Genomic DNA, 24,255 nt, shown 5'->3' with positions numbered 1-24,255 from the left:
CGAGGACCGGCAGGTCCTGGGGTCGGCCTCGGAACTGCCGGAGGACAGCCACTACGACGCCGACGTGATCGTGGTCGGCGCCGGGCCGTCGGGTTCGGCCGCCGCGTACTGGATGGCCACCGCCGGGCTCGACGTGCTGCTGCTGGAGAAGACCTCCTTCCCGCGCGAGAAGGTGTGCGGCGACGGCCTGACGCCCCGGGGCACCCGGGCCCTGGTCGAGATGGGCATCGACGTCAGCGAAGAGGCGGGCTGGTTGCACAACAAGGGCCTGCGGGTGATCGGCGGCGGCCTGCGCCTGGAACTGGACTGGCCCCAACTCGCCTCGTTCCCCGACTTCGGGCTGGTGCGGCCCCGGGCGGACCTGGACCACCTGCTGGTGCGGCAGGCCGTCAAGGCCGGTGCCCGGCTGCACGAGCAGACCTCGGTCAGCGCGCCGGTCCTGAGCAGGCAGGGCCGGGTGGTCGGCGTGCGCGCCAAGGCCGGGCCGGACCGGGCCGAACTCAGCTACCGGGCCCCGGTGGTGCTGGCCTGTGACGGGGTGTCCGGCCGGTTCGCCCTGGCGCTGGGCCTGCAGCGCAACGACAAGCGCCCGATGGGGGTGGCGGTCCGCCGCTACTACGCCAGCCCGCGCACGAACGACGACTACCTGGAGTCCTGGCTGGAACTGTGGGACGGCCCGCCCGGCGCCGACGACGCCAAGCTGCTGCCCGGCTACGGCTGGATCTTCGGGATGGGCGACGGCTCGGTCAACGTGGGGCTGGGCGTGCTGAACTCCTCGGCCGGCTTCCAGAAGACCAACTACCGCACCCTGCTGACCACCTGGCTGGACAGCACCCCGCCCGAATGGGGCCTGCGCGAGGAGAACGCGCTGGGCCCGACCCAGGGCGCCGGCCTGCCGATGGGCTTCAACCGGACCCCGCACTACCGCGACGGCGTGCTGCTGGTGGGCGACTCCGGTGGCTCGGTGAACCCGTTCAACGGCGAAGGCATCCCGTACGCGATGGAATCGGGCAAGTTCGCCGCCGAGGCCGTCGTGCAGGCACTGGCCAGGCCGCAGGGCCCGGGCCGGGAACGGGCGCTGGCCGGATACCCCGCCGCGATGGCACACGAGTGGGGCGCCTACTACCGCCTCGGTGGCGTGTTCGTGAAGCTGATCGGCAACCCGGCGGTGATGCGGGCCTGCACCCGGCACGGCCTGCCGCATCCCGGGCTGATGAGATTCGTCCTGAAGTTGCTCGCAAATCTGACCGACCCGCGTGACGGCGATGCCAGCGACCGGATCATCACGGCGCTGACCCGCCTCACGCCACCGCTGCGGTAGTACCGCATGGTCAGCTTAGGTAAGCCTAACCATCGACTGGAACCTCCGGCCGACTACCGTGGGAATCGCAACTGTCAAGACTGCTGCGAGCCCAGAACTACTGGACTGAAGTGAGAAGGGAGGCGGGTTACGGTGCTCGGTCCTTACCTGCCGATCGTGGTTCTTTTCGCGTTGGCCTTCGGGTTCGCGGTCTTCTCGGTGGTCATCGCCTCGATCACCGGGCCAAAGCGATACAACAAAGCCAAAATGGCCTTCTACGAGTGCGGCATCGAGCCCGCGCCGATGTCCTCGGGCCCGAATCGCTTTCCGGTGAAGTACTTCCTCACCGCGATGCTGTTCATCGTCTTCGACATCGAGATCATCTTTCTGTATCCCTACGCCGTCGCCAGCCGGGAGCTGAGCCTCTTCGGCCTGGTCGAGATCTTCCTGTTCATCGCCACCGTGTTCGTCGCCTACGCCTACGTCTGGCGACGCGGCGGCCTGAACTGGGACTGACCGGATCGAAGGCGGAAGGGCGAACAGCCACATGAGAGCCCCAGACACAAGATTGGCCCGCTGACATGGGTTTAGAAGAGAAACTGCCGGACGGCATGTTGCTGGCCACCGTCGAGTCGGTGGTGAACTGGACGCGCAAGTCCTCGCTGTGGCCGGTGACCTTCGGGCTGGCCTGCTGCGCCATCGAGATGATGACCTTCGGCGCGCCGCGATTCGACTCCGCCCGGTTCGGCATGGAGGTGTTCCGGCCCTCGCCCCGGCAGGCCGACCTGATGATCGTGGCCGGCCGGGTCAGCCAGAAGATGGCGCCGGTGGTCCGCCAGATCTATGACCAGATGGCCGAGCCGCGCTGGGTGATCGCGATGGGAGTCTGCGCGTCCTCCGGCGGCATGTTCAACAACTACGCCGTCGTGCAGGGCGTGGACCACATCATTCCGGTCGACATGTACCTGCCCGGCTGCCCGCCGCGGCCGGAGATGCTGATCGACTCCATCCTCAAGCTGCACCACAAGATCCAGAACGAGCCGCTCGGGCCCAAGCGCGCCGAGCGACTGGCCGGCCAGAAGGTCGAGCTCATCCCGTCGAGCCAGCGGTTCGCCAAGTGACCACCGGGCCCGACTTCGATCCCGAGGTGCCGCTGGGCCAACTGTCGGGAAGCCTGCCCGCCGACGCCAGCCCCCCGGGCATGTTCGGCGTCACCGGCTCCGGCGACACCTCCGGATTCTCCGGCCTGCAGCGCCAGCCGTGGATCGAGCTGCCCGCCGAACGCCCCTACGGGGGTTACTTCGACGAGGTGATGGATGCCTTCGCCGAGGCCTATCCCGAGTACGAGGCCGCGGTGGAGAAGGTGGTGCTGCACCGCGGCGAGCTGACGGTGCACCTGCGCCGCGAGCACGTCGCCAGGGTCTGCCAAGTTTTCAGAGACGACCCGGCACTGCGCTTCGAGTTGCTGTCGAGCGTCTCCGGCGTGGACTACCTGGGTCGTGAGGGCGCCGAGGGCCGGCGGCTGCACGCGGTCTACCACCTGACCTCGATGACGTTCCGGCGCCGGATCCGGCTCGAGGTCGCGGTCACCACCGCCGACCCGCACATCCCCTCGGTGACCGGCGTCTACCCGACGGCGGACTGGCAGGAGCGCGAGGCATGGGACCTGCACGGCATCGTCTTCGACGGCCACCCGGCGCTGACCCGGATCATGATGCCCGACGACTGGGAAGGCCACCCGCAGCGCAAGGACTACCCGCTGGGCGGGGTGGCGACCGACTACAAGGACGGCGCCAGCATCCCGCCGCCGGACGAGCGGCGGGCCTACCGATGAGCCGGCGGCATGGAATGCGCGATGAGTACTGCGGCACTGACGTGCGCGATGAGCGCTCGGGCCACGGCCAGGAGTGGAGGGCACCCCGGTGACAACATCCGATTTCTACAGCCCGTCCCGCGAGACCACCGAGGGCCGGATCTACAACGTCTCCGGCGGTGACTGGGACTCGGTGCTCGGCAACGAGCCGCTGCACGAGGAGCGGCTGATCGTCAACATGGGCCCGCAACACCCGTCCACCCACGGGGTGCTCCGGCTCGTCCTGGAACTGGAGGGCGAGACCGTCACCGACGCCCGGGTGGTGGTCGGTTACCTGCACACCGGCATCGAGAAGAACACCGAGTTCCGCAACTGGACCCAGGGCAGCGCCTTCGTGACCCGGTGTGACTACCTGTCGAACCTGTTCAACGAGAGCGCCTACTCGATGGCGGTCGAGAAGCTGCTCGGCATCGTCGTGCCCGAACGGGCCAACCTGATCCGGCTGATGATGATGGAGATCAACCGGATCTCCTCGCACTGGGTGTGGCTGGCCACCGGTGGCATGGAGCTCGGCGCGCTGACCGCGATGACCAACGGCTTCCGGGCCCGCGAGCGGTGCCTGGACATCCTGGAGCTGATCACCGGCCTGCGGATGAACCACGCCTACATCCGGCCGGGCGGTCTCGCGCAGGACCTTCCCGAGGACGCGCTGCCCAAGATCCGGGACTGGATCAAGGAGACCGACAAGGAGATCACCGGCGTCGACCGGCTGTTGCGCGGCCAGCCGATCTGGATCAACCGGCTCAAGGGCGTCGGCTGGATCGGCGTGGAGGGCTGCCTGTCCCTGGGCGTCACCGGGCCGCTGCTGCGGGCCGCGGGCCTGCCGTGGGACCTGCGCAAGACCGAGCCGTACCTGGGCTACGAGACCTATGACTTCGACGTTCCCACCGACGACCGGGGCGACTGCTGGAGCCGGTTCGTGGTCCGGGTCGCCGAGATGCGCGAAAGTCTGCGGATCATCTCCCAGGTGGTGGACCGGATCGAGCAGACGCCGGGCCGGGTGGTGGTCGACGATCCCAAGATCGCCTGGCCGGCGCAGCTGTCCATCGGCTCCGACGGCATGGGCAACTCGCCCGCGCACGTCAACAAGATCATGAACAGCTCCATGGAGGCGCTGATCCACCACTTCAAGCTGGTCACCGAGGGCTTCCGGGTACCGGCGGGGCAGGTCTACGTGCCGATCGAGGGCCCGCGCGGCGAGCTGGGCGCGCACGTGGTCTCCGACGGGGGCACCCGGCCGTACCGGGTGCACCTGCGCGACCCCTCATTCATCAACCTGCAAGCCGTCGCGGCGATGTCGATCGGTGGCCTGATCGCCGACGTGATCGCCTCGGTGGCCTCGATCGACCCGGTGATGGGTGGGTGTGACCGCTGAATGAAGACGACAGCGAGTGCGGAGCTGATCAGCCCAGCGCGAGCGCTGCGGGGACGGACCGGAGCGAGCGCGGAGTCGAATCATGAGTAGCAACCAGCGACTGAGCCTGATCGACATCGGCCGGCCCGGTGACGCGTCGGTCTTCGACGACGGCGTCCGGACGGCCGCGGCCGAGATCATCGCCCGCTACCCGGCCGGGCAGTCCCGCTCGGCGCTGCTGCCGATGCTGCACCTGGTGCAGTCCGAGCAGGGGTACGTCTCGGCCGACGGGATCGCCTTCTGCGCCGAGCTGCTGGAGCTGACCAAGGCACAGGTGGCCGCGGTGGCCACCTTCTACACGATGTACAAGCGCTCGCCGACCGGCGAGTACCTGGTCAGCGTCTGCACGAACACGCTGTGCGCGCTGCTGGGCGGCGACGACATCTACCGGGCGCTGTCGGAGACCCTCGGCGTCGGCATGAACCAGACCGCCGGCACTCCCGGCGCGCCCGGTTCGATCACCCTGGAGCATGCCGAGTGCCTGGCGGCGTGTGATTACGCCCCGGTGGTGACGGTGAACTACGAGTTCTTCGACAACCAGACCGTCGACTCGGCGCTCGGGCTGGTGAGCGAGCTGCGGGCGGGCAACCGGCCGATGCCGACCCGGGGCGCGCCGCTGTGCAGCTTCTCCGAGATCTCGCGTCAGATCGCCGGCTTCGTCGACAAGCGGCCGCAGGCGGCCCGGGCGACCGGAACCGGCGCACCGACCGAAGCCGGGGTCCGGCTGGCCCAGGAGCGCGGCGAGCAGGCACCGGGGTACCCGCCGGGCGAGGATGCCGGTTCCAGTTCCGCGCACGCCGAGGCCCGGGCCACCGACAACACCGGCAAGCCTGACCACACCAGTTCCAACGACGCGCCGCTGAACACCTACAAGAGCGACCCGGCCGCGGACTCGCCGACCGGTGGCCAGAGCGAACGAATCGACAAAGCAGGCCCGACCGATGAAGTCGGCAAGGCCGACAAAGCTGATAGAGGAAAGTGAACATGCCGCTCACTCCGGTCCTGACCAAGCGGTTCGGCACCAACGCGCCATGGCTGCTGGACAACTACGAGAAGCTCGACGGCTACGCCGGCCTGCGCAAGGCCCTGACCATGCAGCCGGAGGAGTTGATCGCGCTGGTCAAGGACTCCAACCTGCGCGGCCGCGGCGGCGCCGGCTTCCCCACCGGGATGAAGTGGCAGTTCATCCCGCAGGCCAAGCCCGGTGAGGTGGCCAAGCCGCATTACGTGGTGGTCAACGCCGACGAGGGGGAGCCCGGCACCTGCCGGGACCTGCCGTTGATGATGAACGACCCGCATTCGATGATCGAGGGGATCATCATCGCCTGCTATGCCGTCCGGGCCCAGCACGCCTTCGTCTACATCCGCGGCGAGGCGGTGCACGCGATCCGGCGGGTCACCCAGGCGGTGAACGAGGCCTACGCCAAGGGCTACCTGGGCGACGACGTGCTCGGCAGCGGCCTGCGCTTCGACATGACGGTGCACGGTGGCGCCGGTGCTTACATCTGCGGCGAGGAGACCGCGTTGCTCGACTCGCTGGAGGGCAAGCGGGGCCAGCCGCGGCTCAAGCCGCCGTTCCCGGCGACCAACGGCCTCTACGACGCCCCGACGGTGGTCAACAACGTCGGCACCCTGGCCAGCGTGCCCTACATCGTGCTGGGTGGCGCCGCCTGGCACAAGCAGATGGGCCCGGACGGCTCGCCCGGGACCTCGATCTACTCGCTGTCGGGCCGGGTGGCCAATCCCGGCCAGTACGAGGCGCCGATGGGCACCACGCTGCGCGAGCTGCTGGACCTGGCCGGTGGCATGAGCCGCGGCAAGCCGCTGAAGTTCTGGACCCCGGGCGGTTCCTCGACCCCGCTGTTCACCGCCGAGCACCTGGACGTGCCGCTGGACTTCGACTCGGTCGCCAAGAGCGGCTCGATGAACGGCACCTCGGCGTTGATGATCTTCGACTCCGACGACAGCGTCGTGCAGGCCGTGCTGAAGTGGACCCAGTTCTACGAGCACGAGTCCTGCGGCAAGTGCACGCCGTGCCGGGAGGGCAACTACTGGACCGCGCAGATCCTGGAACGGATCTGGCACGGAGAGGGCACCCTGGCCGATCTGGACACCCTGCTGGATGTCAGCGACAACATCCTGGGCCGCTCGTTCTGCGCCCTCGGTGACGGCGCCACCAGCTGCATCACCTCCTCGATCCAGTACTTCAGGGACGAATACCTCGCCCTGATCGAGAAGAACCCGAACAGCGGCATGCAGCCGCAGGCATCAGTCCTCACCGGAGCTCACGCATGACCGTCGCGCCCGAGAAGTCCACCACCGGGCGACCTCCGGCCGAGGACCTGGTCACCGTCACCATCGACGGCATCGAGATCTCGGTTCCCAAGGGCACCCTGCTGATCCGGGCCGCCGAGCAGCTGGGGATCCACATCCCGCGGTTCTGCGACCACCCGCTGCTGGAACCGGCCGGTGCCTGCCGGCAGTGCCTGGTCGAGGTGACCGACATGGGCAACGGCCGCGGCATGCCCAAGCCGGCCGCGTCCTGCACCACCACCGTGATGCCCGGCATGGTGGTCAAGACCCAGCTCACTTCGGCGGTGGCCGACAAGGCCCAGCAGGGCGTCATGGAGCTGCTGCTGATCAACCACCCGCTGGACTGCCCGGTCTGCGACAAGGGCGGTGAGTGCCCGCTGCAGAACCAGGCGATGAGCAACGGCCGCGCCGACTCCCGGTTCTCCGAGGTCAAGCGCACCTTCGCCAAGCCGGTCGCGGTGTCCAGCCAAGTGCTGCTGGACCGCGAACGCTGCGTGCTGTGCCAGCGCTGCACCCGGTTCTCCGAGCAGATCGCCGGCGACCCGTTCATCGACCTGCTCGAGCGGGGCGCCCAGCAGCAGATCGGCACCTCCACCGACACCCCGTTCCAGTCCTACTTCTCCGGAAACACCGTGCAGATCTGCCCGGTCGGCGCGCTGACCGGGGCGTCCTACCGGTTCCGGGCCCGGCCCTTCGACCTGATGTCGACGCCCAGCGTGTGCGAGCACTGCTCCTCCGGCTGCGCGCTGCGCACCGACTGGCGGCGTACCAAGATCACCCGCCGGCTCGCCGGTGAGGACGCCGAGGTCAACGAGGAGTGGAACTGCGACAAGGGCCGGTGGGCGTTCCAGTACATCAGCCAGCCGGACCGGCTGCTGACCCCGCTGGTACGCAACCGCTCCGGGCAGCTGGTCGAAGCATCCTGGCCGGAGGCACTGGAAGCCGCCGCGACGGGCCTGGCGCGGGCCCGCGACAACGGCGGGGTGGGCGTGCTGCCCGGTGGCCGGCTCACCGAGGAGGACGCCTACGCCTACGCCAAGTTCGCCCGGGTGGCGCTGGGCACCAACGACATCGACTTCCGCGCCCGGCCGGGTTCGGATGAGGAGCTGGCGTTTCTCGGCGCGGCCGTGGCCAGCAGCACGCCCGAGACCGGAGCGGTGACCTACGCCGACCTGGAGCAGGCCGGCACGGTGCTGCTGGTCGGCTTCGAGCCCGAGGAAGAGTCGCCGATCACCTTCCTGCGGCTGCACAAGGGCGTCCGCAACGGCCGGTGCACCGTGCACTCGATCGCCGCGCTGGCCAGTCGCGGGCTGGACAAGCTCGGTGGCCGGCTGCTGCCGGCGGTACCCGGCACCGAAGCCGCGGCGATCGCCGCCGTGGACGGCGAGCTGCGCACGGCGCTGGCGACCGGGATCATCCTGGTGGGCGAGCGGATGGCGGTCGTGCCCGGTGCGCTGAGCGCGGTGCTGGAGCTGGCGAGCAGCACCGGCGCCCGGCTGGCATGGGTGCCGCGGCGTGCCGGCGAGCGCGGCGCGGTGGATGCCGGTGCGCTGCCGAACCTGCTGCCCGGTGGCCGGCCGGTCAGTGATGACGCCGCCCGTGCCGAGGTCGAAGCGGTCTGGAACGCACGGGTGCCCAGCACGCCCGGTCGCGACCTGCCGGCCATGCTGGCGGCGGTGCTGGCCGAGGAGGCCCCGCTCGGTGGCCTGCTGGTGGGCGGCGTGGAGCTGGCTGACCTGCCGGACCCGGCGCTGGCCGAGGCGGCACTGGCCGCGGCCGGTTTCGTGGTGAGCCTGGAGATCCGGCAGTCGGCGGTCACGGCACACGCCGACGTGGTGCTGCCGGTGGCGGTGGCCGCCGAGAAGGCCGGCCGGTACGTCACCTGGGAAGGCCGGCGCCGGCCGTTCGACCTGACCCTGACCAACACCGGGCAGCTGGCCGACGGCCGGGTCCTCAACGCCCTCGCCGACGAGCTCGATGTCGACCTGGGGCTGCCGGTTCAGCAGAGCGCGCAGGCCGAGCTGGATGCCCTCGGGGTTGCCGGCACCCGGGACCGGCGGCCCGAACCGGTCCGGCCGGGTCCGAGCCGCCCGGCGGCGGACGCCGGCGTCGTGCTGGCCACCTGGCACGAACTGATCGACGGTGGCCGGCTCACCGACGGCGAGCTGAACCTGGCCGGTACCAGCAAGCCCCTGCGGCTGATGCTGGCCGCGGACACCGCGGCGGAGCTGGGCATCACCCCCGGCGACCTGGTCACGGTCAGCACGGCACACGGCTCGCTGACCGCGCCGGCCGAGATCGCCGAACGGGCCGTCACCGGAGTGGTGTGGTTGCCCGCCAATCACCGCGACGGCTCGATGCGCAAGGTGCTGCGCGCCGTTCACGGCGACCAGGTGACGGTGACCGGCGTCGCCCCGGGCCCGGCGCGCAACGTTTCCAGTGAGTGGAGGTAGGCATGGCCGACATGGGGCTCACCCTGGGGCTCGATCTTGGACGAACCCCCCACCTGCTGGCCGAGACAGCCGACCCGAACGCGACCCTGGCCGCGTTCGGGCACGACCCGTTCTGGTTGATCGTGCTCAAGGTGCTCGGCGTGTTCGCGTTCCTGGTCGCGATGACGCTGTTCTCGATCGTGTTCGAGCGCAAGGTCGTCGGCCGGATGCAGAACCGGATCGGGCCCAACCGGACCGGGCCGTGGGGAATCCTGCAGTCGCTGGCCGACGGCGTGAAGCTGGCCTTCAAGGAGGAGATCATCCCGACGCTGGCGGACAAGCCGGTGTACTGGATCGCCCCGGTGGTCTCCTGCGTGCCGGCCTTCCTGGCGTTCTCGGTGATCCCGTTCGGCCCGCAGGTGTCGATCTTCGGCCACCACACCATGCTGCAGCTGACCGACCTGCCGGTCGGGGTGCTGGTGATCTTCGCCTGCTCCTCGCTCGGGGTGTACGGCATCGTGCTGGCGGGATGGGCTTCGGGTTCGACCTATCCGCTGCTGGGCAGCCTGCGCTCGGCAGCCCAGATGATCTCCTACGAGGTCGCCATGGGCCTGTCCATGGTGATGGTCTTCCTCTACGCCGGCACCATGTCCACCTCGGGAATCGTGGCTTACCAGAGCGGGCACCTGTGGAACGCGATACCGCTGTTCGTGTCCTTTGGCATCTACCTGATCGCCATGGTCGGCGAGACCAACCGGGCGCCGTTCGACCTGCCCGAGGCCGAGTCCGAGCTGGTCGGCGGCTTCCACACCGAGTACTCCTCGATGAAGTTCGCCCTGTTCTTCCTTGCCGAATACATCAACATGGTCACCGTCTCCGCTCTTGCCACCACGCTCTTCCTCGGTGGATGGCGGGCTCCGTTCCCGCTGTCGCTCTGGGACGGCGCCAACTCCGGCTGGTGGCCGATCCTGTGGTTCACCGCGAAGGTGATCGTCTTCATCTTCTTCTTCGTCTGGCTGCGCGGCACGCTGCCCCGGATGCGCTACGACCAGTTCATGCACTTCGGCTGGAAGGTGCTCATCCCGCTCAACCTGGCCTGGATCCTGGCCATCACCACCATGCGGGTGCTGCGCGATCGCGGCTGGAGCTCCGTCACCGTGATGTTGGTGGTGGGCCTGCCCATCATCGCGCTGATCGCGCTGTGGGCATTCGTGGACATCCGCCGGTCCACGCGCATCGACGAGGAGCTCGCCGCCGAGGAGGCCGAGGAATCCGCCCGGCCGGCGACCTTCCCGATACCGCCGATGGATCTGGTGGTGCCGCCCTCACCCAGGCTGGTGAGTGCCGGCGTGAGCTCGCCGGTGCTGCCGGCCGCTGAACGTCCTCTCTCCGAAGGGCCCGTCAATGGCTGACCAATCAGGTCCGCGGCCGTCCGCGGACGACGCCGCCGGACCGACCGGAGCCGCCGCGCCGATCGTGCGCGGCAGCGCGATACCCATCGACCGGGAGGGCCCGGTCCCGATGCGCCGGGACGGCCTGCCGGCTCCGGCGGACGTCTCGGCCAAAGCCCTCAACGAGGACGAGTTCAACGACCCGAACGCGACGCTGGGCGGCTTCGCCTCCGGTTTCGGGCTGACCTTCTCGACGATGTTCAAGAAGGTCTACACCCAGCAGTATCCGTTCGAGGTCTTCCCGACGGCTCCGCGCTACCACGGCAGGCACGTGCTGAACCGGCATCCGGACGGCCTGGAGAAGTGCATCGGCTGCGAGCTGTGCGCCTGGGCCTGCCCCGCGGACGCGATCTATGTCGAGGGTGGCGACAACAGCGAGGACGCCCGGTACTCACCCGGTGAGCGGTACGGCAAGGTGTATCAGATCAACTATCTGCGCTGCATCTTCTGCGGCCTGTGCATCGAGGCCTGCCCGACCCGGTCACTGACCATGAGCAACGAGTACGAGCTGGCCCTGGACAACCGGCAGGACCTCATCTACACCAAGGAGCAGTTGATGGCCCCTCTGCTGCCCGGCATGGAGGCGCCGCCGCATCCGATGCGGCTCGGCGACAACGAGAAGGCCTACTACACGCCGCGCAAGGACGAGGGTGCGCCGCAGAGCGCCGCCAACGTCGCCGGGCGGCCGATCACCAGCCCCGCCATCGAGGTCGGCGGGCACCACGCATGAGCGCGACCCAGGCGGTGCTGGCAGCAGGCGCGCGGGTGAGCACCGGTGAGGCGGTAGCGTTCTGGCCCCTGGCCGTGGTTTCCCTGCTGGGCGCGATCGGCATGGTCATGCTGCGCAACGCGGTGCACTCGGCGCTGTCCCTGGTGGCGACGATGATGTGCCTGGGCTTGTTCTACCTGATCCAGCAGGGGCCGTTCCTCGGCCTGGTGCAGATCATCGTCTACACCGGCGCGATCATGATCCTGTTCCTGTTCGTGCTGATGCTGGTCGGGCGCGACTCGGCGGACTCGCTGGTGGAGACGCTGCGCGGGCAGCGGGTGGCGGCGCTGCTGGCTGGGGTGGCTTTCGCCCTGCTGGTCGCCCTGGCGATCGGGAAGGCGTTCACCGGCCAGACCGTGAAGAACCTGGATGCGGTCAACTCCCAGTACGGCACCAACGTCAACGGGATCGCCCGGGTCCTGTTCACCAAGTACCTGTTCGCCTTCGAATTGACCTCGGCGCTGCTGATCGTGGCCGCCGTCGGGGCGATGGTGCTGGCCCATGTCGAGCGGGAGGGGCCGCGTCCCAGCCAGAAGACGCTGGCCCGCGAGCGGATTCGCTCCGGCCGGCCACAGCCGCTGCCCGGGCCCGGAGTGCTGTCCTCGGGCAACGCCGTCGGCACGCCGGCATTGCTGCCCGACGGCTCGATCGCCCCCGAGTCACTGCTGGGCAGCGGTGCCGAGGCCAGCGTCGGTGCGCCGCACGCGTTGCCACAGCGCCAGGGTGAAGTTTCATGACCCGATGCCCCGGCTCGCGGAAAGACGTGCTCGCCTCATGACTCCGTATCCCGGCGACCGGAAAGACGTGCTCGCCTCATGACTCCTACCTACTATCTGGTGCTTTCAGCGGCACTGTTCTCGATCGGTGCCGTCGGGGTGTTGGTCCGGCGCAACGCCATCGTGGTCTTCATGTGCGTGGAGTTGATGCTCAACGCGGTGAACCTGACGCTGGTCACCTTCTCCCGCATCAACGGCACTCTGGACGGCCAGATCATGGCCTTCTTCGTCATGGTGGTCGCCGCGGCCGAAGTCGTCGTGGGCCTGGCCATCATCATGTCCATCTTCCGGACGCGGCGGTCGGCCTCGGTCGACGACGCGAACCTCCTGAAGTACTGAGGGGAGCCTCGAACAGTGGACGCCGCTCACGGAATCCAGTCATCGGCCTGGCTGCTGGTGGCGCTGCCGGCGCTGTCGGCCGCCGCCCTGCTGCTGCTCGGCAAGCGTGCCGACCGGTGGGGCCACCTGCTTGGCGCCCTCGTCCCGGTCCTGCTCTTCTGCTACGGCGTGCTGCTGTTCTTCTCGATCAAGAACGAGACGGGTGAAGGGCGCGAGCGCAACCTGCACCTGTTCAGCTGGGTGCCGGTGGGCGGCTTCAACGTCGATGTCGGGCTGCTGCTGGACCCGCTGTCACTGGCCTTCGTGCTGCTGATCACCGGGGTCGGCTCGCTGATCCACATCTACGCGGTCGGCTACATGCATCACGACCCGGGCCGGCGGCGGTTCTTCGGCTACTTCCACCTGTTCGTGGCGGCGATGCTGCTGCTGGTGCTGGCCAACAGCTATCTGGTGCTCTATGTCGGCTGGGAAGGCGTGGGCCTGGCCTCCTACCTGCTGATCGGCTACTACTACACCCGGGAGTCGGCCGGGACCGCGGCCAAGAAGGCCTTCATCGCCAACCGGGTCGGTGATGTCGGGCTCTCGATCGCCATCATGCTGATGTTCGCCTACCTCGGTGCCACCGACTTCGAGAGCGTCTTCGCCGGGGTGAACGCGCTGTCCAGCGGCGTGATCACCGCCATCGCGCTGATGCTGCTGCTGGGCGCCTGCGGCAAGTCCGGGCAGTTCCCGCTGCAGACCTGGCTGCCCGACGCGATGGAGGGCCCGACCCCGGTGTCGGCCCTGATCCACGCGGCAACCATGGTCACCGCCGGCGTCTACCTGATCGCGCGCTCGTCGGCGATCTTCAACCTGACCCAGACCGGCCGGACGGTGGTCACCATCGTGGGGGCGATCACCCTGCTCTACGGCTGCGTGTGCGCCTTCGGGCAGGACGACCTCAAGCGGGTGCTGGCCTACTCCACGGTCAGCCAGATCGGCTACATGTTCCTGGCCGTCGGCCTGGGCAAGGGCGTGTATGCGATCGGCATCCTGCACCTGCTCGGGCACGGCTTCTTCAAGGCCGCGCTGTTCCTGTCGGCCGGTTCGGTGATGCACGCGATGAACGACCGGATCGACATGCGCCGCTTCGGCGGGCTGGCCCGGGTCATGCCGGTCACGTACGCGGTGTTCGTGTGTGGCTACCTGGCCATCATCGGCTTTCCGTTGGCGACCGGTTTCTTCACCAAGGACAAGATCATCGAGGCCGCCTTCGACAAGGGCGGCACCAGCGGCTGGGTGCTCGGCGGGGTAGCCCTGCTCGGTGCCGGCCTGACCGCCTTCTACATGACCAGGGCGCTGGTGATGACCTTCCACGGCAGGCGCCGGTGGGAGGACGACGTGCACCCGCACGAGGCGCCGATGGTGATGAAGGCGCCGCTGGTGATCCTCGGGCTGCTGTCGCTGGTCGGCGGTGGGGCCCTGGTGTTCGGTGGCGCCCTGCAGCACTGGCTCGAACCGTCGGTCGGGGAATCGGTGGAGGTGGGGGTGCACACCGTCTCGCCCACCGTGCTGACCCTGATCACGTTGCTGGTGGTGGCCTTCGGGGTGGCCGGCGGCATCGTGGCGTTCGGGATGCGGCCGGTGCCGGTCATGCAGCCGGTCGGCTCGCCGGTCACCGTCGCTGCCCGGCGCAATCTCTACGCCGATGCCTTCAACGAGACGGTCCTGATGCGTCCGGGGCAATGGCTGGTTCGCGGCCTGGTGTTCTTCGACAACCGTGGCGTCGATGGTGCGGTGAACACCCTGGCCGCCGGCCTCGGTGGCGGCTCCGGCCGGCTTCGTCGGCTGCAGACCGGCTTCGTCCGGTCCTACGCCCTATCCATGCTGGCCGGTGCCGCGGCGGTTCTCGCGGTGCTGCTCGCGGTGAGGTTCTCCTGATGCACAACCTCAGCCTGCTCGGGCTCCTCGCCGTTCCGCTGCTGGGCAGCGTGGCGATCTTCGCGTTGCCCGCCGGGCGCGACCAGCTGGCCAAGCAGATCGCCCTGCTCATCTCGGTCCTCACCTTCGGCTACGCCATCGTGCTGGGCGTGGCATTCAAGACCACCGAGGGTGCCGACCGCTTCCAGTTCACCGGCTCGTGGGTGTGGATCAAGAACCTCGGGGTGCACTTCGCCTTCGGCCTGGACGGCATCGCCCTGGTGCTGATCGCGATGGCGACCCTGCTGGTGCCCTGCGTCGTGCTGTCGTCCTGGCGCAGCTTCGACAGCGTCGAGGACGCGGAGGAGCTGCAGGCGCCGACCCGGTCGCCGAAGGCGTTCTTCGGGCTGGTGATGCTGCTCGAGGTCTTCATGATCGGCGTGTTCGCGGCCACCGACGTGTTCCTGTTCTACGTGTTCTTCGAGGCCATGCTGGTGCCGATGTACTTCATCATCGGCAGCTTCGGCGGCCCGCGCCGGCAGTACGCGGCGATGAAGTTCTTCCTGTACTCCCTGGTCGGGGGGCTGCTGATGCTGGCCTCGGTGATCGGGGTCTACGTCAGCTCCGGCACGTCGAGCTTCGCCTTCACCGACCTGGTCGGCCACATCCCCACCGGGGCGACCCAGAAGTGGCTGTTCCTCGGTTTCTTCATCGCCTTCGCGATCAAGGCACCGCTGTTTCCCTTCCACACCTGGCTGCCCGACGCCGGGGCCGAGGCGCCGGCCGGTGGCGCCGCGCTGCTGGTGGGCGTCCTGGACAAGGTCGGCACCTTCGGTTTCCTGCGCTACTGCCTGCCGCTGTTTCCCGAGGCATCGCGCTACTTCGCCAGGCCGATCCTGATCCTGTCGGTGATCGGGGTGCTGTACGCGGCCTTCCTGGCGATGGGCCAGCGCGACATGAAGCGGCTGGTCGCCTACACCTCGGTGGCGCACTTCGGCTTCATCGGCCTGGGCATCTTCGCCTTCACCACCCAGGGCGGCACCGGCGCGGTGCTGTACATGGTCAACCACGGCCTGGCCACCGGCCTGCTGTTCATCGTCGTCGGCTTCCTGGTCGCCCGGGGCAAGAGCCGGCAGATCGCGGACTTCAGCGGCACCGCCAAGGTCACTCCCCGGATGGGCGGGGTGTTCCTCATCGCCGGCCTGGCTGCCCTGGCGCTGCCGGGTATGAGCACCTTCATCAGCGAGTTCCTGACGCTGCTGGGCGCCTTCACCCGGCACAAGGCGCTGGCGATCATCGCCACCACCGGCATCATCCTGGCCGCGCTCTACGTGCTGTTGCTCTACCAACGCACCATGCAGGGCAGGCTGAGTGAGAAGGTCAGCGGGTTCCGTGACCTCAACGCCCGGGAACTCCTTGCCGTCACGCCGCTGATCGTGCTGATCTTCGCGCTCGGCATCTATCCCAAGCCGGTCATCGACATCATCAACCCGGCCGTCACCTCCACCCTGCACGACATCGGCCAGACCGATCCGCAGCCTCAGCACGCGGCCCAGCCCGGTAATGATGGGGGACACAAGTGAGCCCGCTGAACGTCGTGTCGGCAGCCGACACCAGCCTGATCAAGGCCCCCTCGATCAGCTACTCGGCGCTGGCTCCGATCCTGATCGTGCTGGGCGCCGCGTGCCTGGGCGTGCTGGCCGAGGCGGTGGTACCCCGGGAGCGCCGGTTCCAGGTGCAGCTCGGCCTGACCCTGCTGGCCCTGCTGGCCGCTCTGGTCGACGTCATCCTGTTGCGCGGACGCTCTACCCTGACCGCCGCCAGCTCGCTGTCCATCGACGGCGTCACCCTGTACCTGCAGGGCGCCATCCTGGTACTCGGCGCGCTGTCGGTGCTGATGATGGCCGAGCGCGCCGTCGAGCCCGGCGGTGCGATCGTCGCCTCGGCGGCCGTGGTGGTGGGCTCACCGGCCGACCGCAGGCTGGCCAGCACCGAGCGGATGCAGACCGAGATCTTCCCGCTGACCCTGTTCGCCATCGGCGGCATGCTGATCTTCCCGGCGGCGAACAACCTGCTGCTGATGTTCGTCGCCCTCGAGGTGCTGTCACTGCCGCTGTACCTGATCGCGGGCCTGTCCCGGCGGCGCCGGCTGCTGAGCCAGGAAGCGGCCATCAAGTACTTCCTGCTCGGCGCGTTCGCCTCGGCCTTCTTCCTCTACGGGGTGGCCCTGCTGTACGGCTACGCGGGATCGGTCGACCTGTTCGACATCCTGCAGGCGCAGAACAACTCCACCCAGTCCGACACCCTGCTGTATCTCGGTTTCGGATTGCTGGTCGTGGGCCTGCTGTTCAAGGCCGGCATCGCGCCGTTCCACTCCTGGACCCCGGACGTCTATCAGGGTTCGCCCACGCCGGTCACCGCGTTCATGGCCTCCTGCACCAAGATCGCGGCGTTCGGCGCCATCATCCGGGTGCTCTACGTCGGCTTCTCGATCAGCGCCTGGAACTGGCGGCCGATCGTCTGGGCGGTGGCCATCGCCTCGATGGTGGTGGGCGCGATCGTCGGCCTGACCCAGACCGACCTCAAGCGGATCCTGGCCTACTCCTCCATCGCGCACGCCGGGTTCATCCTGGTCGGCCTGGTGTCCCTGGATGCCGCGGGCCTGTCCAGCGTGCTGTTCTACCTGGCCGCCTACGGCTTCACCACGATCGCGGCCTTCGGGCTGCTCACCCTCGTCCGGGACGGCAACGGCGAGGCCAATCACCTGGCGCAGTGGTCGGGTCTGGCCCGCCGGTCGCCGCTGTTCGCCAGCACCTTCACCTTCCTGCTGCTGGCCCTGGCCGGCATCCCGCTGACCAGCGGTTTCACGGGCAAGTTCGTGGTGTTCCGGGCCGCGTACCACATCGCCGGACCGCTGGTGGTGATCGCGCTGATCGCCTCGGCGGTCGCCGCGTTCTTCTACCTGCGAATCGTGGTGATGATGTTCTTCGCCGAACCGGCCGAGGATGGCCCGACGGTGGCCATCCCGTCGGCACTGTCCACCATCGCGATCACCGTGGGCACCGCTGCGACCCTGGTGCTGGGCGTCTTTCCACAGCCCCTGCTGGACCTCGCCGACAAGGCAGCTAAGTTACGCGGGTGAGTTATCAGTCCTCCCTCCTGGCGGTCGGGATCGAGTTCGACGACCCGGCGCTGGAGGCAACAGTCCGGGACGGCTTGCAGGTCATCGAGTCGGCGCTGAGGGCGGCGGTTCATTCCGAGGACGAGTTCGTCGCCGATGTCGCGAGGTACCTCGTCGATGCCGGCGGCAAGCGGTTCCGGCCGCTGCTGGCGCTGCTGGCCGCGCAGTTCGGCAATGCCGACTCCGACGGGGTGGTCATGTCGGCGGTCGTCTGTGAGCTGACCCACCTGGCCACCCTCTACCACGATGACGTGATGGACGAGGCGACGGTCCGTCGCGGTGCCACCGCGGCCAACACCCGGTGGACCAACACCATCGCCATCCTCACCGGGGACTTCTTGTTCGCCCGGGCCTCGGACATCCTCGCCGACCTCGGCCCGGAGGCGGTCCGGATCCAGGCCCGCTGCTTCGAGCGGCTGGTGACCGGCCAGATCCGCGAGACGGTCGGGCCGAGGCCGGGGGTGGACCCGGTGGATCACTACCTGTCGGTGCTGGCGGACAAGACCGGCTCGCTGATCGCCACCTCGGCCGAGTTCGGAGCCCGCTTCGCCGGCGTCGACGAGCAGACCGTGAGCTGCCTGCGGGACTTCGGCGAGCAGTTCGGCATGGCCTTCCAGATCTCTGACGACATCCTCGACATCGCCTCCGATTCCGGGCAATCGGGCAAGACGCCGGGCACCGACCTCCGTGAAGGCGTCCAGACGCTGCCGGTGCTCTACGCGCTGCAGGCCACCGATCCGGCCGGCAGCCGGTTGCGTGAACTGATCAGCAAGCCGCTGCAGGACGACGGCGAGCACGCCGAGGCGCTGGCGTTGCTGCGGTCCTCCGAAGCGATCCAGCAGGCCAGGCACACCATGCTGCAGTACGCCGAGTCGGCTCGCGCCACCATCAGCGGGCTGCCTGACGTGCCGGCGAAGGCCGCCCTGCAGGCCATGGCGGATCTGGTCGTGGTGCGCAGCGGCTGAGGTCGGGTGGCCGGAGTGGTGCTGGAAGAGGCGTAACCTACGTAAGCGTAGGTATGACGCCGTCAGAACTGCGGAGAGCCCAGATGACCATGACAACGACCAAGATCCCGTCGGGTGCCGACGGCTTCCAGGCTCGGTTGCTGCACGAGCTGGAACCGGTCGTCGAGGCCAACCTGGAGCGGCATCTGTCGGTCGCGCGGCCGTGGCTGCCGCACGACTACGTGCCGTGGAGCCGGGGCCGGGATTTCGCCTTCCTGGGCGGCGAGGACTGGAAGCCTGAGGATTCGCCGCTGGATCCGGTGGCCCGGACGGCCATGATCGTGAACCTGCTGACCGAGGACAACCTGCCTTCCTACCACCGGGAGATCGCGACCCAGTTCGGCAGGGACGGCGCCTGGGGCCAATGGGTCGGCCAGTGGACGGCCGAAGAGGGGCGGCACGGCATCGCGTTGCGCGACTACCTGGTGGTGACCCGCGGCGTCGACCCGGTCAAACTCGAGGGCCTGCGGATGGAGCACATGGTGGCCGGCTACGATTCCGGCGACAAGACGGCCTTGCAAGCGGTGGCCTACGTCTCCTTCCAGGAGCTGGCTACCCGGGTCTCGCACCGCAACACGGGCAAGGCGACCGGATGCCCGCTGGCCGAGCAACTGCTGGCCCGCATCGCGCAGGACGAGAACCTGCACATGATCTTCTACCGCAACCTGATCGCCGCCTCCTTCGAGATCGCGCCCGACGAGACCATGGCCGCGGTCCGCGACGAGGTCGTCGGCTTCCAGATGCCGGGTGCCACCATGCCGGACTTCATGCGTAACTCGGTGACGATTGCCAAGGCTGGGATCTATGACCTTCGGTTGCATCACGACGCGGTGATCACCCCGGTGTTGAAGTTCTGGAACGTCTTCGATCGGGATGACCTGGGCCCGACCGGTGAGCAGGCGCGCGAGGAGCTGGCCCAGTTCGTCGGCCAGCTGGACCAGCAGGCGACCCGATTCGTCGAGCAGCGCGAGCGTGCGCGCGCCAAAGCTGCCGCGCGCACTGCCTAGTTGGCCCGGCACCGCTGCATTGAGCGACCGAAATGGCTACTTAGAGTAGCCGTTGCTCCGAGTGCCCTCATATGGCAGCTATGACCTTGGATGCAGGAGTATTGCCCAAGTTCCGCTGAGCAAGTAATACTGATGTGTGGTTCCATTGCATACATGGAGTTCACTCTCCGTAAACATGAGCTACACTCTGGGCATAGCGGGCGAATGGGTGCTATGAAAGGTCAGCGGCGACTTCGTGATTCTTCTCGTTAGGAAAGCTGTGGGCGTGCGCGGCCGGGCTGCCGCGGTGCTGCTCTCCGTCCTAGTGCTGGCGAGTCCGTTGCTGATGTCCCCGCATGCCGACGCCGTCGTCACGCGTCAATCGCCCTCGATGAGTGATAGTTCGGTTCACCACACCGGCTCCGCAGCCGCCCACGGTGTCACCACCAAGGCACATTCACCGGCCACCAAGGCGCGTGCCGCTGCTGCGAAGGAACGTGCTGCCAAGGCCAAGGAGCGAGCCACCCGGGCCAAGGAACGAGCCTCTCGGGCGAAGGCGGCGGCCGCAGTCAAGGCGCAGGCAGCCAGGGTGCAGGCAGTCAAGGCGCAGGCAGCCAGGGTGCAGGTAGCCAAGGCGCAGGCAGCCAAGGCGCAGGCAGCGCGGAAGGCAGCCGCAGCCAGGAGGGCCGCGGCACTCAAGAAGGCTGCGGTAATGAGAAAGTCCGCAGTCAAGAAGGCCGCCGCGGATAAAAAGGCGGCGGCAGCGAGGAAGGCTGCGGCAGCGAGGAAGGCCGGGCCAGCGAATCAGGCTCCGGCGCAATTGGCTCCCGCTGATTCCGGCACGGGGCGTACCCCCGTTCAGAGCCCCACGCAGCGGGCACTCGAATCCGGGCGATCGGCGTTTCAGCGGGGGCTGGCGAGCGCAGCGGGATTTGCGGGTATGCGCTGGCCGCGCCAGGGCGCCGCTACGCTGCCCTCCCCGAGTGACCTGGCCGATCGGCTAGCGGCCGCTGCCAGGCTTCGGGCCGAGGCGGAAGCCGCCGCCGAGCGGGCGGCAGCACAGGCACAGGCCGAAGCACAGGCTGCTGCGGAGGCCGCCAGAAAGGCGGGCCTCGGGCTGCTGCCGAGCGGGACACCGGTTCCCAGCACGGCACCGAAACCGACTCCGGCACCTGTTGTGCCCGTGGTGCCGATCGTGCCCGTGGCACCGACCCAACCGGTGACCGGCACCCAAGGCGGGCCTACCCAGGCAGCCGGGGGCCAAGCCGGTCCTAGTCAGGCACCCGGATCTGCCGCGCCTACCACTACACCGCCGGCCCGACCCGCCACGCAGTCTCCGAGCAGGAGCCCGAAACCGGCCAACCGAAGCGCAGCGACGCCGCGCAAGCCGCAGCAGGTGGTGCTGGCGATACCCAAGCGGATCGCCCAGGCGGGTCTGTCTGTCGGGATGGTGCCGCTGGTGTTGCTGGTCGTGGCGGTCCTGCTCGCGCTAGGACTGGTCATCCTCGGCACCCGCCGGCGCGCTCCCTGACCAGCACGGCCGTGGCCAGCACGCCCGGATCAGCCGGAGGGACGGATCAGCCGGAGGGACGGATCTGCCCGCCCGATTGATCGGCCTGACCCGAGCAGCCTGACCCGGTCAGCCTGACTCCTGACTTCAGCCTGACTCCCGGTCAGCCTGACTCCCGGTCAGCCTGACCCCGGGTATGGGGCCTCGGCGGCACACGGCTCGGGCAGATCAGGCTGCCACCGCTTCGGCCGACCTTGCCATGCTGGCAGCGCGGTGCCGCCTGGTGAGGGCATCAGCGGTCAGGATCACCAGCGCGATCCATACCAGGGTGAAGCCCAGCAGCCGGGCCGGCGGCATCGGCTCGTGCCGGATGCCCACTCCTACCGCGAACTGCAGCACCGGCGCCAGGTACTGCAACAGCCCGATCGACGTCAGCGGCAACCGCCGGGCGGCAGCCCCGAAGAGCAGCAAGGGCAGCGCCGTGACGACCCCGGTACCGGCGAGCAGCAGCGCGTTGGAGGTGCCGGCGTGACCGAATGCCAGCCTTGACTGCTCGGCCAGCACCACCAGTGTCACCAGGGCGGGACCAGCCATCACCCCGGTCTCGACGGCCAGCGTTTCGACGGCCCCGGCATTGACCTGCTTCTTGAGGAAGCCATAGCCACCGAAGGACAGCGCCAGGGTCAGCGCGATCCACGGCAACCGGCCGTAGTCCACGCTGAGCACCACGATGGCCACAGTCGCGACCCCCACGGCGATCCACTGGGCCCGGCTGAGCCGCTCCTTGAGCACCAGCACGCCGAGCATGATGGTGATCAGCGGATTGATGAAGTAACCGAGGCTGCCCTCGATCACGTGGCCGTTGTTCACGCTCCAGATGTAGACGCCCCAGTTGATCGAGACCAGCACCGCCGCCAGGGTCAGCCGCGCCATCTTGGATCGATCGGCCATCAGCAGCCGCAGCGTGCCGAAGCCGCGGGTCACCGCGAGCACCACGCCGAGCAGGAGGAGCGACCAGACCATCCGTTGGGCCAGGATCTCCAGGGCGTTTGCCGGTTTCAGCAGCGGCCAGTACAGCGGGAAGAGACCCCAGAGCAGGTATGCGCTTATGCCGTAGCCCAGCCCATTGCGGTTCCCGGTCACCAAGCGGTCAGCCGACGGTCCAGGTGTCGCTACCGCGCACCAGGCTGTTCAGCGCGTCGAGGTCACCGGGGGCCTGGGCCTTGGCCACGGCTAACTGGTCATTGAGTAGCTGGTCGTAACTCGGGCGCGTGACGTCGCGGAAGACGCCCATCGGCGCGTACCGGGAGTCCGACTGCGACAGCCGCGACAGCGCGAACGCGTAGGACGGGTCGTCGGCGTGGGCGTCGTGCACGACGACCCGGGGGTCACCGGAGGCGACGTCGTCCTCGACGCTCAGCGCGCCGGTGAGCGGGTTGCGCACCACCGCCTTGGACTCCGGCGAGTCCGGCGAGCCGAACCGGATCTCCTTGCCGTGCTCGAGCGGGATGATCCATTCACCCTTGGTCTCGGGGTCCTTGAGCACGTCGAAGGCGCCGTCGTTGAAGATGTTGCAGTTCTGGTAGATCTCGACCAGCGAGGTGCCCTGGTGCTCGGTCGCGGCCCGAAGCACCGAGGTGAGGTGCTTGCGGTCGGAGTCCAGCGTCCGGCCGACGAAGGTGGCGTCGGCGCCCAGTGCCAGCGACACCGGATTGAACGGGTTGTCCAGCGAGCCCATCGGGGTGGACTTCGTGATCTTGCCGCGCTCGCTGGTGGGCGAGTACTGACCCTTGGTCAGGCCGTAGATCCGGTTGTTGAACAGCAGGATGGTCAGGTTGACATTGCGGCGCAGCGAGTGGATGAGGTGGTTGCCGCCGATCGACAGGGCGTCACCGTCACCGGTCACCACGAAGACCTTGAGGTCCGGGCGGCTGGTCGAGAGCCCGGTGGCGATAGCCGGCGCCCGGCCGTGGATCGAGTGCATCCCGTAGGTGTTCATGTAATACGGGAAGCGCGAGGAGCAACCGATACCGGAGATGAAGACGATGTCCTCACGCGGGATGTTCAGCTCGGGCATGAAGCCCTGCACCGCGGCCAGCACCGCGTAGTCACCGCAGCCAGGGCACCAGCGAACTTCCTGATCGGTCTTGAAATCCTTGGCCTTGAGCCCTAGATCAGCCATTCCTAACCCATTCCTTCCGGCCGCCGCCGGCGGCACCGTCCGCGGCAGGCAGCGCCGCAGACCTCAGTCATTGCTGGTCACGACTCCCTGCAACATGTCAGCGAGCTCGGCCGCTCTGAACGGCATCCCGCGAACCTGGGTGACCGAGATGACGTCGGTGAGGTAGCGGCCCCTCACCAACAACGCGAGCTGGCCCAGGTTCATTTCAGGCATGACGACCTTGTCGTAGCGAGCCAGCACGTCGCCCAGGTTCGCCGGGAACGGGTTGAGGTGGCGCAGGTGGGCCTGGGCGATCGGGTAGCCGGCCCGCCGGACCCGCCGCACCGCGGCGCCGATCGGGCCGTAGGTCGAGCCCCAGCCCAGTACCAGCACCTTGGCCGCGCCGGCCGGGTCATCGACCTCGAGCGCGGGGATGGTCTTGGCGATGCCGTCGACCTTGGCCTGCCGGGTGCGGACCATGAAGTCGTGATTGTCGGGGTCATAGGAGATGTTGCCGGTCTTGTCGGCCTTCTCGATCCCGCCGATCCGGTGCTCCAGCCCCGCGGTACCGGGAACCGCCCAGGGCCGGGCCAGGGTCTCGGGGTCGCGCAGGTAGGGCAGGAACAGCCCGTCCTCGCCGTTGGGCTCCTCCAGGAACGTGACGGTGAGGTCGGGCAGGTCGGTCAGGTCGGGCAGTCGCCAGGGTTCCGAGCCGTTGGCGATGTAGCCGTCGGAGAGCAGGAACACCGGGGTGCGGTACGTGGTCGCGATCCGGATCGCCTCGATGGCGGCATCGAAGCAGTCCGCCGGCGAGCGGGGAGCCACGATCGGCACCGGAGCTTCACCG

General features: G+C 68.5%; 19 protein-coding genes and 2 pseudogenes. 18 read left to right on the top strand and 3 right to left on the bottom strand.

What is annotated here, in order from left to right:
- Nucleotides 1–34: 34 nt before the first annotated feature.
- The 18 genes and pseudogenes from VF542_RS05810 to VF542_RS05725 all read left to right on the top strand — a co-directional run bounded on the left by VF542_RS05810 (nt 35) and on the right by VF542_RS05725 (nt 21,268).
- A complete protein-coding gene (locus VF542_RS05810) occupies nt 35–1,321 on the top strand; it encodes a geranylgeranyl reductase family protein (protein ID WP_408650756.1) in 1,287 nt (428 codons plus the stop codon).
- 132 nt (nt 1,322–1,453) lie between these two features.
- Nucleotides 1,454–1,816: an NADH-quinone oxidoreductase subunit A gene (locus tag VF542_RS05805; RefSeq protein WP_408650753.1), complete on the top strand. Its 363-nt coding sequence runs from the start codon at nt 1,454–1,456 to the stop codon at nt 1,814–1,816.
- 65 nt (nt 1,817–1,881) lie between these two features.
- Nucleotides 1,882–2,421 (top strand): NuoB/complex I 20 kDa subunit family protein, encoded by a 540-nt coding sequence (locus VF542_RS05800; protein ID WP_408650752.1) that lies wholly within the window; start codon nt 1,882–1,884, stop codon nt 2,419–2,421.
- A gap of 80 nt (nt 2,422–2,501) precedes the next feature.
- On the top strand, nt 2,502–3,134 hold the full coding sequence (locus tag VF542_RS05795) for an NADH-quinone oxidoreductase subunit C (RefSeq protein WP_408650755.1): 633 nt from the start codon (nt 2,502–2,504) through the stop codon (nt 3,132–3,134).
- 88 nt (nt 3,135–3,222) lie between these two features.
- Nucleotides 3,223–4,548: an NADH-quinone oxidoreductase subunit D gene (locus VF542_RS05790; protein WP_408650751.1), complete on the top strand. Its 1,326-nt coding sequence runs from the start codon at nt 3,223–3,225 to the stop codon at nt 4,546–4,548.
- Between the two features lie 82 nt (nt 4,549–4,630).
- On the top strand, nt 4,631–5,569 hold the full coding sequence (gene nuoE, locus VF542_RS05785) for an NADH-quinone oxidoreductase subunit NuoE (RefSeq protein ID WP_408650750.1): 939 nt from the start codon (nt 4,631–4,633) through the stop codon (nt 5,567–5,569).
- A 2-nt stretch (nt 5,570–5,571) separates the two neighbouring features.
- Nucleotides 5,572–6,882, top strand: coding sequence for an NADH-quinone oxidoreductase subunit NuoF (gene nuoF, locus VF542_RS05780; RefSeq protein ID WP_408650749.1), 1,311 nt, complete (start codon nt 5,572–5,574; stop codon nt 6,880–6,882).
- Complete coding sequence (locus tag VF542_RS05775; RefSeq protein WP_408650748.1) at nt 6,879–9,353, top strand: NADH-quinone oxidoreductase subunit G; 2,475 nt, start codon at nt 6,879–6,881, stop codon at nt 9,351–9,353. Before nuoF ends, VF542_RS05775 begins: the two co-directional genes overlap by 4 nt.
- Before the next feature lie 2 nt (nt 9,354–9,355).
- Nucleotides 9,356–10,744: an NADH-quinone oxidoreductase subunit NuoH gene (gene nuoH / locus VF542_RS05770; protein WP_408650747.1), complete on the top strand. Its 1,389-nt coding sequence runs from the start codon at nt 9,356–9,358 to the stop codon at nt 10,742–10,744.
- Between the two features lie 235 nt (nt 10,745–10,979).
- Nucleotides 10,980–11,497, top strand: a pseudogene (gene nuoI / locus VF542_RS05765) (NADH-quinone oxidoreductase subunit NuoI); the annotation flags it as partial.
- Between the two features lie 12 nt (nt 11,498–11,509).
- Nucleotides 11,510–12,289, top strand: coding sequence for an NADH-quinone oxidoreductase subunit J (locus tag VF542_RS05760; RefSeq protein WP_408650754.1), 780 nt, complete (start codon nt 11,510–11,512; stop codon nt 12,287–12,289).
- Nucleotides 12,290–12,367: 78 nt separating this feature from the next.
- A complete protein-coding gene (nuoK, locus tag VF542_RS05755; RefSeq protein WP_022914642.1) occupies nt 12,368–12,667 on the top strand; it encodes an NADH-quinone oxidoreductase subunit NuoK in 300 nt (99 codons plus the stop codon).
- Nucleotides 12,668–12,682: 15 nt separating this feature from the next.
- A complete protein-coding gene (nuoL, locus tag VF542_RS05750; RefSeq protein WP_408650746.1) occupies nt 12,683–14,587 on the top strand; it encodes an NADH-quinone oxidoreductase subunit L in 1,905 nt (634 codons plus the stop codon).
- On the top strand, nt 14,587–16,149 hold the full coding sequence (locus VF542_RS05745) for an NADH-quinone oxidoreductase subunit M (protein ID WP_408650745.1): 1,563 nt from the start codon (nt 14,587–14,589) through the stop codon (nt 16,147–16,149). The genes nuoL and VF542_RS05745 overlap by 1 nt, the downstream gene beginning before the upstream one ends.
- Nucleotides 16,146–17,708 (top strand): NADH-quinone oxidoreductase subunit NuoN, encoded by a 1,563-nt coding sequence (gene nuoN / locus VF542_RS05740; protein ID WP_408650744.1) that lies wholly within the window; start codon nt 16,146–16,148, stop codon nt 17,706–17,708. The genes VF542_RS05745 and nuoN overlap by 4 nt, the downstream gene beginning before the upstream one ends.
- Complete coding sequence (locus VF542_RS05735; RefSeq protein WP_408650743.1) at nt 17,705–18,712, top strand: polyprenyl synthetase family protein; 1,008 nt, start codon at nt 17,705–17,707, stop codon at nt 18,710–18,712. Before nuoN ends, VF542_RS05735 begins: the two co-directional genes overlap by 4 nt.
- 83 nt (nt 18,713–18,795) lie before the next feature.
- On the top strand, nt 18,796–19,758 hold the full coding sequence (locus VF542_RS05730) for an acyl-ACP desaturase (RefSeq protein WP_408650742.1): 963 nt from the start codon (nt 18,796–18,798) through the stop codon (nt 19,756–19,758).
- A gap of 1,375 nt (nt 19,759–21,133) precedes the next feature.
- Complete coding sequence (locus VF542_RS05725) at nt 21,134–21,268, top strand: hypothetical protein (protein ID WP_408650741.1); 135 nt, start codon at nt 21,134–21,136, stop codon at nt 21,266–21,268.
- 207 nt (nt 21,269–21,475) lie between these two features.
- Here the strand turns inward: VF542_RS05725 and rarD are convergent, their stop codons facing one another.
- From rarD to VF542_RS05710, 3 genes and pseudogenes are all read right to left on the bottom strand, one after another.
- Nucleotides 21,476–22,390 (bottom strand): EamA family transporter RarD, encoded by a 915-nt coding sequence (gene rarD / locus VF542_RS05720; RefSeq protein ID WP_408650740.1) that lies wholly within the window; start codon nt 22,388–22,390, stop codon nt 21,476–21,478.
- 7 nt (nt 22,391–22,397) lie between these two features.
- Nucleotides 22,398–23,429 (bottom strand): 2-oxoacid:ferredoxin oxidoreductase subunit beta, encoded by a 1,032-nt coding sequence (locus tag VF542_RS05715; RefSeq protein WP_408650739.1) that lies wholly within the window; start codon nt 23,427–23,429, stop codon nt 22,398–22,400.
- A 63-nt stretch (nt 23,430–23,492) separates the two neighbouring features.
- Nucleotides 23,493–24,255: pseudogene (locus VF542_RS05710) on the bottom strand (2-oxoglutarate ferredoxin oxidoreductase subunit alpha); the annotation flags it as partial.

It is taken from the genome of Jatrophihabitans sp., from assembly GCF_036389215.1.
In the GTDB taxonomy this organism is placed as follows: Bacteria; Actinomycetota; Actinomycetes; order Mycobacteriales; family Jatrophihabitantaceae; genus Jatrophihabitans_A.
The sequence above is the reverse complement of the archived record's forward strand: the minus strand, read 5'-3'. Positions and strand labels throughout refer to the sequence as shown.